We start from the raw sequence: 13,635 nt of genomic DNA, 5'->3' as shown, positions 1-13,635 counted from the left end.
GGCGACACACCATCGTACCTTTATTTTCCACCGCGTACCATTTCGGCAAAACGCTGCCGTGTCTGCTCCCACAACTCCGAGGACTCGGGTTCATAGGTGGCAATCGAAAACGAATCGCGGACCACGCCGCGAAGTTCGCTCAGCGATTCCAAATCGCCCATCGCCATTGCCTGGATTAATACATTACCGATCGCCGTCGCCTCGACGGGGCCAGCATACACTGTACGTCCGGTGGCGTTGGCCGCCAATTGGTTTAGCAGCGTGCTTTGGCTCCCCCCGCCGACAATGTGCAGTTTCAAAATCTGGCGGCCTGTGAGTCTCTGCACGGTATCGAGTGTTCGTCCGTACAATAGTGCCAAGCTCTCTAGGATACAGCGAGCGTATTGTCCGGGAGTCTCGGGAACCGGTTGGTTGGTTTCTTGGCAATACGAATCGATCGCCGTCGGCATGTCTGCGGGACTCATGAACCGTGGGTCATCCGGATTGATCAGCGAACGAAACGGCTCGGCTTGTTCGGCAAGCTGGTTGATTTCAGTGTAGTCGAGCGTTTGCCCTTGCCGCGACCAACTTCGCCGTGATTCCTGCAGTAACCACAGCCCGACGATATTCTTTAGAAACCGCGTGGTTCCATTGAGTCCGGCTTCGTTGGTGAAGTTTTCCGCGAGAACGTCATTGTTGATCCGAGGCTCCGGCAGCTCGACACCGATCAACGACCATGTCCCCGAACTCAGATAGGCCCAGTCGTCACCCTCCGCCGGCACCGCCGCGACCGCAGCCCCAGTATCGTGTGAACACGTCGCAATCACTTCGACAGGCGACAACCCGGTCTCGTCACATAACTCGGTAAGCAAGGGACCAAGCCGAGTACCGGAGGCGACGATTGGAGGAAAAATTTCCTCAGGTAATTCAAATCGCTGAATCAGTTCGGCGGACCATTGGCCTGTGGTGGGATTGTACAGCTGCGTGGTGCTGGACAGACTCACCTCGGCACGCCCGACACCACAAAACAAATAGTTCATGTAGTCGGCGATGTTCAGAAACTGGTCCGCGATCTGCAACAAATCGGAGTTTTCGTTCACGTCGGCGATCAGGTGATACAGCGTGTTGATCGCCATAAACTGGATGCCGGTTTCGGCAAAGATCACATCACGACCAGGGTTCTCTAACGCAGCCGCATAGGTTCGTTCGGTCCGTGCGTCGCGGTATTGATAGGACAGCCCCAACATCGGTTGGCGGTCATTGAACAACACATAATCGACGCCCCATGAATCGACACTCATGCCGGATGCCGCTACGCCTCGAGCGGCCACCATCCGTAGACCTTGCTTGAGTTCGTCAAAGATCCGAATGATGTTCCAACGCAGCGAATTTTGGATCTTCGTCGCGCCGTTGGCGAAACGATGAATCTCTTCGAGTGTCAAACGTCCGTCGCGGAGCGTCCCTAGGATGACACGTCCACTCTCGGCGCCCAAGTCACAGGCGATGTAATGTTTTTCCATTATAGTTTCAGCGCACGTTGGCGATAATGTTCGTCGATCCGGTTGGCAATCCGATCCACGTCGTCAGATTCCAGGAAAATGGGTCCCCCAAGCGCTGCGGCCCCAACAAAAATTTCGGCCGATTTGTGAGCCATCAACATGGCCGCTTTGACCGCGCCCGGCGTTTTACCAAGCGTGATTAGCCCGTGATTCTGCAGCAGGATCACGCGTGGTGGGGCTCCGAATTCGTCGATGAATTTTTGACACTTCTCACGAATGACTTGCGACAGCTTTAGTCCAGGATCCGTGTAAGGCACCAACACCGATTGCGGGCCGCAACAAACGATCTCGTCGGGGAACAACTTTCGCGTGGCGAATTGCTCTGCCAACGGAGAACACAAAATCTGGTTCACCGTGACACTGTGAGTATGCCCGACGTATTCGATCCCCGGCAACGACAGCAGGTAGGCATGAAACAGCGTTTCCACCGACGGCTTTTTGGACTTGGGATCGACACGGCAAGCAAACAGTTGGTCTTCGATCTGTTGATCGCTCAACTCGTCGTTACCGAGCATCTCAAGCAGAGGAGCAAAATGACAAGCAACCAGGTCGTCTTCGCTGAGCGTTTCCAAGCAACTGCCGCTGGCTTTGACGAAAAAAGTCTCGTCATCAATCTTGGCCGACGTGTTGCCTTCGCCAAGGATCGCCAACTGTCGACGCTCGTCGCCGAGGAACTGCGACAACGAAATCAGTTCTTGTAAGGTTGCGTTTGAGTTCATTTTGTTTGCTTTGTAAAGAAGCTTTGCTCGGGGCGGCCCCGCGGAATCCGCGGAGCCGTTTAATCGATTCGCCGCTGATATTCATTCACCGGCGATCTCCATTTACCGGTGATCTCCATTTACCGGTGATGATGTTCGCTCGGTGATTTATGCCTAAGTTCGGCGTCTTGTCTATCGTCGCCCGTACAACGGGCCGAACGTTTCACAGGCACGGAAATCGGCAGATTCACGATTTTCGGTGCCGAAGGCGTTCCAAGTGCTGGGACGGAAAATCCGGTCCTCGGCAACGTTGTGCATGTAAACAGGGATCCGTAGTATCGATGCCATCGTGATGAACAAGTGACCGACGTGACCGGCAGTCAAGACGCAGTGATTCGCGCCCCAGTGGTTCATCACTTCGTACGTCGATGTGAACGCACCGCGGCCGGTGATGGTCGGTGCGAACCAAGTCGTCGGCCACGTCGGGTTGGTGCGTTGGTCCAAAGCATCGTGCACGTCATCGGGAAGATCGACGGTGTAGCCTTCGGCGATTTGAAGTGCGGGGCCGAGTCCTGCAATCAAGTTGATGCGGGTCATCGTCGACGGCATCCCACCGCGAGTGCGGTAGCGGGTGCTCATGCCGCCGCCGGGAAAGTATTCCGTGATCGACGGATGCCAAGTCGTGGCCTGCAAACACTTTTGCACTTCGTCGTCGGTGATCTCCCAAAACGGCTTCATCGTCGGTTGGCCGTCCTGTTCCTGTTGCCCGGTACCATCGAGAGTCGCAGGCCCCGAATTGATCAAGTGCAGCAGTCCGTCTTTGGCGTGGCCATCGGGACGGTAACCGTCACACGCACCGGCGATCGCATCGGGGCTCCAGTACGTCCGCAAGTCGGCAAAGATCTGGGCCGTGTTGGTCAACAGATGACCAAACAGCATCGTCGCGCCGTTTAAGGCGTCGTTTTCAGTGGCGACGATGTAGGGAGCCCGTTTGCCGTTCCAATCGAAGGACGAGTTCAAAATGGCTTCGAGAAAGTCACCATTGGGAAAGTGATCGGTCCATTGACGTTGGCCCTGAAAACCGGAAGCGATCGCTTGATGCCCCTGAGCTTGTTCGCCAAGTCCCATTTCCGTTAATCGTGGGTTGCCGACCATCAAGTCGCGAGCGATCAACGCCATCTTCACGCTATCGGACCATTCGCTGTCGAGTTGTTCGCGGCTGCGAACTTGATCTTCGGCGTTGTAATCCTTGCCCTCAGGGCAATTTTCCTTGACCCACGCCAACGCTCGTTCATATTCCTCGGGATCAAATTGGTCCTTTTGCATGCGGCCGATAAACTCGCTCATGTCGATGTCTTCGACCCGCATGCCCAACCATTTTTCCCAGAAACTTTGGTCGACGACCGATCCCGCGATGCCCATCGAGGTGCCGCCCATCGAAAGGTACGCTTTGCCTCGCATCAGCGCGACAGCTAAGCCGCAACGAGCAAAGCTCAGCAATTTGTGCTGGACATCATCGGGGATTACCGAATCGCCAGCGTCCTGGACGTCACGCCCGTAGATTCCAAAGGCGGGCAATCCTTTTTGCGAGTGACCGGCCAATACCGCAGCCAAATACACCGCACCAGGCCGTTCGGTTCCATTGAATCCCCACACCGCTTTGGGACGCAGCGGGTCCATGTCCATCGTCTCCGAACCGTAACACCAACACGGGGTCACGGTCAGCGACACGCCCACGTTTTCGCGGCGAAACAACTCTTCAGTCGCGGCCGCCTCGGCGACACCGCCGATACATGGGTTCGCGACCACGCACTGAACCGGCTCGCCATTGGGATAGCGGATGTTTTCGGTCAACAGCGTTTTGACGCGCTGAGCCAAGGCTTGCGTTTGCTCTTCAAGCGACTCACGCACTCCCCCCAATCGTCCATCGATCGTGGGGCGGATACCAATTTTAGGTAGCTCGCCTTGCCATACGTTAGTGATGTCCGCCATCGAAAAATCCTTTGTGTAGAAACTTGGATGTGTAAGGTTTTAAAGGGGGTGTGAAGCTGGCCCGGCGAAGTTTCCGGAGATGAATTTGGTCGTGATTCGTCTGTGATGCCAGCGAACGGAGTTTGTCTTGACTATGATTTGATTGACTCATGTGATGCCGCATGAATCTCGTTTCGGGCGGCGAAAATCGCGAAGTGTTCCGCTATCGGCATTCAAGTCACCAAACGTCTCTGCGAGATTCGCGGCGGCACTGGCCAAGGGACATGCTGTGTGACAACGCGGGTCGCCGTTCGTCGCGAGCGAGTCGGGGCACGATTACACGACTGGTTCCGACCGTGTGTCCATGATTCTAAAGCTAATAATACCGGCGATCAATCTTGCTACAATAACGATACGCGACAGATCGTTAATGTTTTGCGTCAATCCTGGAGTACAAACTTACCCTGATGAAGCAGAAATTACGCCCTCAAATCGCTCTTCTTGTCGAGGCATCTCGTGCCTACGGACGGGAATTACTTCGCGGAGTTTCCCATTTCGCTCGAACGCAAGTGAATTGGTCGCTGCTGCACGAAGAAATGTTGCTTGATTCGGCGATGCCGGATTGGATGACCAACACGCGGATCGATGGCGTGATTGCTCGAGTCGATACGCACACGATCGAGCCGCTGCGAAAATTAAATGTGCCGATGGTCGACGTTCGCTGCAATCGAAAATTCGCAGGTGTTCCCCAAGTCGAAACCGACAACCGACGTGTTGCTGAATTGGCGCTCGAACATCTTTGGAATCGCGGATTTCGTCGCTTTGCATTTTGTGGGTTTCGGTTTGCATCGTATTCCGAAACTCGGCTGAACTATTTTCGCGAACTCGTCACCCAGGCGGGCTGTCCGTTCGAGTTCTATCAATCCGAAGGAAAACCAGGCACTCCGTTGATGGGGCTCGAACGCGCCGATGTCAAAGACATCGAGCGGATGTCAGAGTGGCTGCGGACGCTGCAGCGTCCCACTGGTTTGTTCGTTTGTAACGACATTCGCGGACAACAGGTGCTCAACGCGTGCCGAAAAGCCGATATCGCCGTTCCGGATGACATTGGTGTCATCGGTGTCGATGATGATGACGCGATTTGTTTGATGTGCGATCCACCCCTGACCAGCGTCCGGCCGGATGCATCGCGAGTCGGTTATCGCGCCGCAGAACTGCTGCACGAAATGCTCAACGGTTTGCAACCCGAATCAGAGATCGAGTTTATTCCGCCGACGACGGTTTCCGAGCGTTTGTCGACCGAAGTGGTCGCCGTCGATGATATCGAGCTTGCGAAAGTTTGCCGATTCATTCGTCTGCACGCCTGTGACGGGATCAATGTCAATGATGTCACCCAATCAACATCGCTGTCGCGGCGGCAATTGGAACGTCGTTTTCGCGAGGTGCTGGGCCGTACACCTCACGAACAAATCATGACAACTCAGATCGAGCGGACCAAGCAATTGCTTCGCGAAACCGACATGACGCTCGAGCAACTCGCACCCAAGGCCGGCTACAGCCATAAAGAGAGCTTGTGTGCCGTTTTTAAACGCGAAACCGGTCAGACGCCCGGTGATTATCGCACGAAAAACCAAGTGGACAATCGCAAGTGATTAGGCAACACGGTTAAAGAAATTGCCGCCCGATCCGAGTTGCTCGCCAAGTGCTTGTTCAAACTTCTCGACGTTCACTCCGTTGTCTTCGAGGACCTGAGTCCATGCCGCGCGGACGGAGTCGGATGAGACATTTCCCGATTGGCTCTGTTGCTGGTCGGTGAGTGTTTCAATCAGCTGGTTCAACAGTTCGTCGAGATCGGTTTCATCCACATCCGCCGCCAACAGCGCCGATTCCACCGTCGACGAATCCTCCTCTGCCGCTTTGCGTCCGCCGCCCGGACGTGGACCGGGTGGCCGATTGCCCCGGATCGCCTCACCGACTTTCTCGGAATCGATACCGTTGGCTTCTAGCACGCTATCGATCGCTGATCGGATGGCGGTTTCACTGGTCGACCCCGACGCCGAACTTGACTTGACCTCCTCGACCGCTTCTTCCACCTGACTCAGGACACTCGAGGCGGTCGAATCATCCACTCCCACTGCGGTCAACGCGGCGGCGAGTGCTTCTTGTTTCTTTGGAGGTGGGCCTTGGGCCGGTCGGCTAGTGGCGGAGGCTTGGCCGCTGAAGGACGAAGCCGATGCGGAAATGTTCATGTCGCTTTCTCGGTTTAGATTGCTCCGTTCGGCATCAGGCAACCCTATGCTTGATGCGATCACTGTGATCATCTTCGTGGTTTCGAACCGATCGTCTTGCGTTAAAATCACCGGGATTTGCGATGTTTTGAGCCGAATAAACCCTCGCAGCGAATTGTCAGAAAATCTTTAGAATCCGTGTCACCCTGCCGTTGCCGATGACGCATTACCTGTTTGGCGGCTCTCTTTTTTGACCCATCTGTAGCGGCGTCTTAATGTGCCCCGATGTCTTTGTAAGCTGCGGCAACGAGGTGCAGACAGGTGTCGTGATGGCGGGCCCGCTCGCGATTTAGAGGCCGCTCGTTTTAGAGTCCAGGGTCGTTGTCGAGTCCGGCGGCGGCGGCTAATGCCGCATCAAATCGGTGATCCGTCTCACCCCAGGCAGGGCACGAGTGACCGTGATCGCCATGACTCGGTCATTGTAAGAATCGACGGTGCCCTCGATTTCAACATCCCCGTCCCCACAGTCGGTGACGGTCAAGTCGACACATCCCACTCGGGTGAGTGAGGATTTCGCACGGAATTCGATGGACGGAAGGTTTCGATTCATTGTTCGCCTCGACGGTAGGTGACAATCCAAGATGGCCTACCGTTGGAGGACGAATTCACGCAAGGGATGTCACGCTACCTCGTCAGATGTTCGCAAAGTTTTTTCGCCGGGCGAATCTACTTCGGCTCATTTGTTCGCGTGAGCGTCACCGAGCGAAGATTGATGGGCTGCCAATGACCCGCGTCCGGTTTGATCCGAAAACTGTATTGGCCAGGTTGATCGAATGTGATCTTTCCGAGCGTGCGATTGTCATAGTTTCCGTAGCCGCCCGTCGACTTGATTTCCGCCGTTTGCAATTCGCCGGCGTGTCCAAAGCCAAGTCGACTCTTCTCCTTTTCCATCGACAGCGTCGCGGTGACTGCGTAGCGTCCCGGGCGATCGATGTTGATGTTCCATTCCACCCATGCCTGGTCATCCACCCAATACCCGATATGCGGAATGTCAGAATGGAACCGAATGTCGGCTTGTCGGCTGCCTTCATTGTTGTGGATATAGCTGGTGTCAGCCGAAAGCACCAAAGTGCCCTCCGCATCGGGGGTTGGCAGTTGGACGACAACTTGGGGTGAGCCGTCGATTTTCATTTCAATCACACTTGCGAACTCATCGGGTGCGTCGCTTGGCAACGTTAATTCCACTCCGCTGTCGGTGGATTTTGCTTCGACAGCACGGCCATCAGCCAGCAATTTGGCATGGTGGACCTGGTTCGTGATGCCGGGAACCAAAAGCTTTCCATCCGCAGGCCAATCAAAAACGTGCAAGTACAAGATTGTTTTGCCGTCCACCGATTTTGCGGTGCAGCGTCCCCAGTCCAATTTGGGCAGCGGACTAGCCGTCGTTCCGTAGATGGATTCGCCGTTCACATCCATCCATTTGCCAACGCCCTTTAGTCGCTCGACCGCCTCGGGCAGCAGCGTTCCTTCGCCGGTGGGGCTGACGTTCAACAGGTAGTTGCCTCCCTTGCTGGCGATATCGATCAAATTGCGGACCAGGGTGGTGGTGGATTTGAAGTCGTTATCCCCTTTCTTGTAGCCCCAGCTGCCGCTGATCGGCATGCAGACTTCCCAATCCTCCTCGCCCGGAGCGTGAGGCGGAATTTGGCGTTCAAACGTTTTGTAATCACCTCGGTAACCTTCGCCCAACCGATCGTTGGTGATGACGTTGGGCTGCAGTTTGGTCAGCGAATGCAATGCGTCAAACGATTCGCGGCTCATCTTTCGTGGCGTGTCCCACCAAAAAATGCCGATCGGGCCATACTCGGTAAGCAATTGCTTGACCTCGGGAACAGCCTTGTTCATCACGTATTCATCCGAGCTGACGCGTTGGATCGACTTGTCCCAACTGTTACCGAAGCCGCCGGGGTGATGCCAATCTTGTGCTTGAGAATAGTAGAAGCCGAATCGAATGCCTTGTTCTTGGCATGCCTCGGCCAGCTCTTTCATGATGTCACGCCCAAACGGTGTTGCATCGACGACGTTGAAGGGATTCGCTTTGGAATCGAACATCGCGAAACCATCATGATGCTTGGCCGTGATGACCAAGTATTTCATTCCCGCTTGCTTTGCCAGACCGACAAATTCCGACGCATCAAATTGAGTCGGGTTAAACTGGGCAGCGTACTTTTCATATTCCGCGATCGGGATCTTCCCACGAGCCATCATCCATTCGGCGCTGTTGGGCAGCTTTTGGCCGTTGTATTCGCCACCGACGGTCGAGTAGATGCCCCAATGAACAAACATGCCGAACTTCGCTTGACGCCACCACTCGAGTCGCTCATCACGCGATTTAATCGGCGGAGCTGTGTCTTGCGCGACCAACGCGCCGCCTGTCAAAATGGTAAGCAGTCCGAGGCCCAGCAGGTGAAGATGGATCGTTTTCATGGAACTGAGATTCGTTTTATTGAGGAAGAGATCGTGACTAGATTTTGACTTGAAGAGAGGGGCCGCGTCCGACGAGGGCATCGTCGGTGACGCGAAAATCGAAACCGATCAAAAGCCGTTCTTGTTGCTCCTGTAGAAAGACGTTTCTGCGCAGCATCCGTTTGCCGCCCTCTGCGCGAGAGCGGGCTGGTGCAACTGTTCTCGGATGATTTACCGACAGCGAATTATTTTACCGCAGACTTCTTTTTAGCGGGGGTCTTTTTTTTCGGCTGATTCACTTTGTTGTGGGCAGGGATTGGGCTTTCGAATCCTGCGTAGGCTTCCGGTTTGATCCCTCGTGCGTTGGTTTGATTGCCGAAGGTATTCGGATGGAACGGGCCGACGATATCAATGTTCAGGTCGGGGGTGATCGCGTCTTCTAGCCCAATTGCCCAAAAGATTCCATTGACGATCAATCGGCGGTATCCGTCATTCGTCAGATCCTCGGGCGTCCCGTAGAGCGACGTGAACACACGTCCCGTTTCGCCTGATTCGCTGCGGTACGTCCGTGTCCATTCCGAAGGCATTGGCGGCTGAGTTTCCGAGGCCGGTGAGTCGGCAGTCATGCCATCGAGCGGCTGAGCCATCGTCAAGATATCGCCATCGGTAGGCTTACCGACATAGCCACCGGCTTGGACCCAAACGTCTTTCACGCCTTGCAGGATCGGATGATCTTTCATGGCGTCCACAATGGTAATGCGAGTGCTTTGCACATGATTTCGGCCGTAGTGACCCACCCAGGTTTGTCCGAGCACTTGATGACCAAAGCCAAGTTCGTAGCCCTCGACTTTGGAATTGAATGAGTATTTTGCATACGGTTGGTCGGCGGGAATTTGGAACCCGTGTGTTGCCGTTCGCATTCCCACGATGGGGCCACCGCGACGGAGGTAATCGTCAAAGTGCTTCATTTGTTCGGCCGGAAAGTTTTGGAAACGCAAAAATACGACGGCCAAATCCGCTGTGTCGAGTGCTTCCAGTCCCGGCATGTTCGAAGGCTTGCCCGCTACGATTTCCCCCGTCTCCGGATCAATGTTGAACAGCACGGTGCATTTGAAACCGTGATGCTTCGCCAACAGTCGGGCAAGAGCCGGTAGCGATTCTTCGGAGCGATATTCGTGATCGCCAGCCATGAACACAATATGCTTGCCTTTGCCCACCCCCTCTTCTCCTTGGAAGACAAGCGTTTCCGCCTGAGCGGTGCCAATCAGGCTTGCAATTGCGACAACAAATAGAGCTGCAAATTTCATAGGTGAATCTCGGTGAGGGGGGGATGTGGCAAGTAAGCGACCGCAGCGGAACTCGTCAAGAGTTTCGGGGGGCATACGTCAATCGAAACGAAAGTCTTTACGACTTTCGCTACACTGAATTAGCACAAATTCTACAGGGAAAATGTTTCACAGCGTTGCGATCTACTGTTCGAACGAAACTACTGTTCGAAAGAGACTTGGATCTTGTCAAGCATCGGCTTCGATTCGTTAGAAGTCGTGTCAGTCAATTTCACCTCGAATTGGAATCCAAAGCCGGCGGGCAAATCGGATAGGTCAAGCGAGGCGGGTGTTTTGGCGATCTGTTTGGCAAAGCCTGGCATCGAGTCGTACGTTTCCTTGACCACCTGCCAATCGCTCCAGTGATCAACGTTTCCATCGCCCGTCGTGTCCACACCGACGCGTGTTTCGACTTGTTCGACCCACGGTCCTGGACTGGTGAAATCTTTCTTTTGTTGGGTGACCAAATAGAACTGGCCTTCGGCAAATGCGATATCGGGATCCGGGTGCCCGTTGCCAATATTGCCGCAGAAAGTAAACGGTTGGTCGAGGCTTGGTGACGTGAACCAAGCCACGCTCATCGGTTTGCCATGTTCGGGATCGTAATCGCCAAACAGATAGTATTGTCCTCCGATGCTAATCGCAGCCCAATCGCCAAATGCTTCTTGCTCGGGTTCGTGGATTTCGTATTCGGCAATATTAGTTTTGTAGTTTTCGGGATCTTCCTTAGCCCAGTGGGGGTGTTTGTAGGTTCCGATCTTGCCGGTTGGTTTCGTGCGATGATCGACCGCCGCCCCCAGGATTTTGAAATTCGAGACGCCATCGTCGCTGACTGCATGTCCGGCCAGCGGCGAGTCCCAAGAACGCTTGCTGGCGTTGATGGGGCTCCAGTCTTCGAAAATGACGTGGAATTTTCCGTCCAGATCACGGATGAAACCGCTGTCCGATCCGTGCGAGGGATCGTTCAGAGCCTTGCCCATGTTTTTACCGGGCTTGCCATCGGTCAGGTCATCATCGACATAGACATGAGGGTCTTGGTCATTTGGAAAATCGTAGTAGATGTACGTTTTGCCATCGACATGTTCCGCCGACGTCACCCACCTCGAGAATCCTTCGGTGACCGGGCCATGATGGACCCAGTTGACCATGTCGCGGCTTTGCCATGCATGGTAGCCCCCTAGTCCCTTGTTCAGCCCTCCGGGCGCATCGAACTGATTGGCAAACGGGGTCGTCATCAGCGGGATGTCAAATCCGTCCAGCGTCGCCGGTTCCGGATGAAACGCCGATTTTGAAGCCCCCTTCTTGGCCGATTTTTTGGCGCCCCCGTAGCGACCGAAGATCCAGTAGTTTTTGGGGCCGAGGCTGAGCATGACCGGAGCGTCCGCAAGGTTAGCGGGGCCGATGTTGTCGACGGGATTCCAGTTTTGCCAAATCGGCGATTGCTGAAACACAATCGACTTTGCCGAGCGCTTTTGCTCGAAGCGTTTTAGCGTACTTCGTAGCGTGCCCGTTTCGCCCGTTGGGCTGGCGACACCTTCCTTGATCTCGACTTGGCTTTTCTCGGACGTTTCCTGTTGCCATTGTTCTTGAGTGTCGATGACCCAAGCTTCGTTTGCAACCGACGGGCAGGTCACTGCGGCTGAGACTAGTAACGCCGCAACAGAAGGGATGGTAATGCGAATCATGGTACTGAGAAATGTTGTTGAAAAGGGAGGAGGGGGCAAAGGGGCCTGCGTGCGGCCGGTTGGAACTAGATGGCCGCACTCGAGCGATGTCGATGGCCGGATGTCGATGGCCATAGCTCGAGAGCTTAACTTCGTGTGTCAGTCGATCTTGGGGGCGTCCCAATCCGGAATGCCGCTTTCTTCTTTTTGCTTATTGAATTGATCGCGGAACGGTTTAGCGACATCCAGCGACGCATCTTCGTTGACCATCAGCGGACGGACTTCATCCCACCACGCATCAAAGGCCGATCGCATCTCGTGGGTCACTTCGGGGTATTCCGCAGCGACGTTGTTCTCTTCGCCTGGATCTTGCTCGATGTTGTACAGTTCGTCGTTAACCAGTCGCCACTTCTCGCTCCGCACCGCATAGTTTTTGTACTTTGCGTGATCTGGATCGGGATCCCCTTTGCCGAAATTCCCCGGAGCTCCGGTCTTGGCCCAGCGGCCGACGTGAAAGAACGTTTTACGGTCGGGCCACGTGGCGTTTGGATCTTTGATCAAGGGCACGAGGCTGCGTCCATCCAGATCCAAGCCCGTTGGCACTGTGGCACCCGCGATTTCAGCAAGCGTCGGAAACAGGTCGTAGTGACGCGTCAAACGATCAATGTCGACACCCGGCTTGGTTAACCCCGGCAAACGCATGAACAGCGGTACTCGTGAACCGCCCTGGTGTGGCGATCCTTTTGCCCCTTTCATGCCTGCGTTATAGACCGTTGCTCCTTTGGCACTTCCGTTATCGGTCATAAAGATCAGCAGCGTATTGTCCGCGAGGTTCCACTCGTCCAGCTTCTGCATCAGCAATCCCATGTTCTCGTCGATATTGACGATCATGCCGAGGAACGCGTCGGTGGGCGACGAGCACTTGTCTTTGTACAGATCCGAGTAGCGTTTTTCGACGTGGTAAGGACCGTGCGGTGCGTTGGTCGGAATGTAAGCGAAAAACGGCTGCTTCGGTTTCGTGCCGGTTCCTGCGTCCTCGCCAGTAGTGTTCTTGATCCAACCGAGTGCCTTGCGAAAGAAGACGTCGGTGCAATAACCCTTGGTCTGCACAAACCGGCCGTTGTGTTTGATGATGGGGTCAAAGTAGCTGGTGCCAGGAGCGTCGCTTTGCGTCCCCGCAAAGTTTTGACCGATACCGCCTGCGCCGTGGATAAACGTTTCGTCGAATCCGCGGTTTTCGGGTTGGTAGGGATCGTCATCGCCAAGGTGCCACTTGCCAAAGATTCCGGTCGTGTAACCGGCCGACTTCAGCACTTGGGCAATCGTGGTGGCGCTGAGAGTCATACGGTCTCGCTCGAGAATCGTATGCGTGATCCCATTTTTAAACGGGGCTCGGCCGGACATCAGTGCGGCCCGTGTCGGCGCACACGTCGGGCTGGCGTGAAAATCGGTAAACCGCGTGCTTTGAGCATGCAGTTTGTCGAGGTTGGGAGTTTGTAGAAACGGATGTCCATGGCATCCCAAGTCGCCATAACCTTGGTCGTCGGTCATCACCAAAACGATGTTCGGTGGACCAGGCTCGGAACCGGACTGCTCGCCTCGTGCGGCGTCCAACTGCGGTCCCATGGCGAACCCAAATAGTACCGCCGCAATGAAGTGGCATCGTGCAAATTTGGTGCGTGCAAAAGCTGTCATCGTGAATACTACTTTCTGTTCTTTTGCGTCGTTCTGGCGACGCATGGGAT

Annotated in this window: 10 protein-coding genes; 1 reads left to right on the top strand and 9 read right to left on the bottom strand. The window is 54.9% G+C overall.

Annotation, left to right across the window (positions count from 1 at the left end; genetic code table 11):
- Positions 1-20 precede the first annotated feature (20 nt).
- The 3 genes from ABD971_RS18575 to ABD971_RS18565 form a co-directional block, all read right to left on the bottom strand.
- On the bottom strand, positions 21-1,499 hold the full coding sequence (locus tag ABD971_RS18575) for a rhamnulokinase (RefSeq protein WP_345324472.1): 1,479 nt from the start codon (positions 1,497-1,499) through the stop codon (positions 21-23).
- The gene (locus tag ABD971_RS18570) at positions 1,499-2,257 is read right to left on the bottom strand and encodes a class II aldolase/adducin family protein (protein ID WP_339940844.1); all 759 of its coding nucleotides are present in this window, start codon (positions 2,255-2,257) and stop codon (positions 1,499-1,501) included. Before ABD971_RS18570 ends, ABD971_RS18575 begins: the two co-directional genes overlap by 1 nt.
- Before the next feature lie 171 nt (positions 2,258-2,428).
- Positions 2,429-4,228, bottom strand: a complete 1,800-nt coding sequence (locus ABD971_RS18565; protein WP_345324470.1) for an L-fucose isomerase — start codon at positions 4,226-4,228, stop codon at positions 2,429-2,431.
- A 446-nt stretch (positions 4,229-4,674) separates the two neighbouring features.
- Between ABD971_RS18565 and ABD971_RS18560 the strand changes: the two genes are divergently transcribed.
- The gene (locus ABD971_RS18560) at positions 4,675-5,859 is read left to right on the top strand and encodes a XylR family transcriptional regulator (RefSeq protein ID WP_339940839.1); all 1,185 of its coding nucleotides are present in this window, start codon (positions 4,675-4,677) and stop codon (positions 5,857-5,859) included.
- Here the strand turns inward: ABD971_RS18560 and ABD971_RS18555 are convergent, their stop codons facing one another.
- The 6 genes from ABD971_RS18555 to ABD971_RS18530 all read right to left on the bottom strand — a co-directional run bounded on the left by ABD971_RS18555 (position 5,860) and on the right by ABD971_RS18530 (position 13,516).
- Positions 5,860-6,456, bottom strand: coding sequence for a hypothetical protein (locus ABD971_RS18555; RefSeq protein WP_345324467.1), 597 nt, complete (start codon positions 6,454-6,456; stop codon positions 5,860-5,862).
- Positions 6,457-6,838: 382 nt separating this feature from the next.
- Complete coding sequence (locus tag ABD971_RS18550) at positions 6,839-7,045, bottom strand: BON domain-containing protein (protein WP_345324465.1); 207 nt, start codon at positions 7,043-7,045, stop codon at positions 6,839-6,841.
- Positions 7,046-7,161: 116 nt separating this feature from the next.
- Positions 7,162-8,922 carry an alpha-L-fucosidase gene (locus ABD971_RS18545; RefSeq protein ID WP_345324463.1) on the bottom strand — a complete coding sequence of 587 codons (1,761 nt, stop codon included), beginning with the start codon at positions 8,920-8,922 and terminating at the stop codon, positions 7,162-7,164.
- 224 nt (positions 8,923-9,146) lie between these two features.
- A complete protein-coding gene (locus tag ABD971_RS18540) occupies positions 9,147-10,208 on the bottom strand; it encodes a ThuA domain-containing protein (RefSeq protein ID WP_345324461.1) in 1,062 nt (353 codons plus the stop codon).
- 179 nt (positions 10,209-10,387) lie between these two features.
- A complete protein-coding gene (locus ABD971_RS18535) occupies positions 10,388-11,911 on the bottom strand; it encodes a hypothetical protein (protein ID WP_345324459.1) in 1,524 nt (507 codons plus the stop codon).
- 138 nt (positions 11,912-12,049) lie between these two features.
- Positions 12,050-13,516, bottom strand: coding sequence for an arylsulfatase (locus ABD971_RS18530; RefSeq protein ID WP_345324523.1), 1,467 nt, complete (start codon positions 13,514-13,516; stop codon positions 12,050-12,052).
- Positions 13,517-13,635 lie beyond the last annotated feature (119 nt).

Origin of the sequence: Novipirellula rosea (genome assembly GCF_039541335.1) — a bacterium.
Lineage (GTDB): Bacteria > Planctomycetota > Planctomycetia > Pirellulales > Pirellulaceae > Novipirellula > Novipirellula rosea.
This window is presented reverse-complemented; position numbering and strand designations above follow the sequence as displayed.

Excerpts from the sequence above, each read along its gene's own strand:
- ABD971_RS18575 (WP_345324472.1), bottom strand. The coding sequence starts at position 1,499 with ATGGAAAAACATTACATCGCCTGTGACTTGGGCGCCGAGAGTGGACGT.
- ABD971_RS18570 (WP_339940844.1), bottom strand. The coding sequence starts at position 2,257 with ATGAACTCAAACGCAACCTTACAAGAACTGATTTCGTTGTCGCAGTTC.
- ABD971_RS18565 (WP_345324470.1), bottom strand. The coding sequence starts at position 4,228 with ATGGCGGACATCACTAACGTATGGCAAGGCGAGCTACCTAAAATTGGT.
- ABD971_RS18560 (WP_339940839.1), top strand. The coding sequence starts at position 4,675 with ATGAAGCAGAAATTACGCCCTCAAATCGCTCTTCTTGTCGAGGCATCT.
- ABD971_RS18555 (WP_345324467.1), bottom strand. The coding sequence starts at position 6,456 with ATGAACATTTCCGCATCGGCTTCGTCCTTCAGCGGCCAAGCCTCCGCC.
- ABD971_RS18550 (WP_345324465.1), bottom strand. The coding sequence starts at position 7,045 with ATGAATCGAAACCTTCCGTCCATCGAATTCCGTGCGAAATCCTCACTC.
- ABD971_RS18545 (WP_345324463.1), bottom strand. The coding sequence starts at position 8,922 with ATGAAAACGATCCATCTTCACCTGCTGGGCCTCGGACTGCTTACCATT.
- ABD971_RS18540 (WP_345324461.1), bottom strand. The coding sequence starts at position 10,208 with ATGAAATTTGCAGCTCTATTTGTTGTCGCAATTGCAAGCCTGATTGGC.
- ABD971_RS18535 (WP_345324459.1), bottom strand. The coding sequence starts at position 11,911 with ATGATTCGCATTACCATCCCTTCTGTTGCGGCGTTACTAGTCTCAGCC.
- ABD971_RS18530 (WP_345324523.1), bottom strand. The coding sequence starts at position 13,516 with ATGGGACCGCAGTTGGACGCCGCACGAGGCGAGCAGTCCGGTTCCGAG.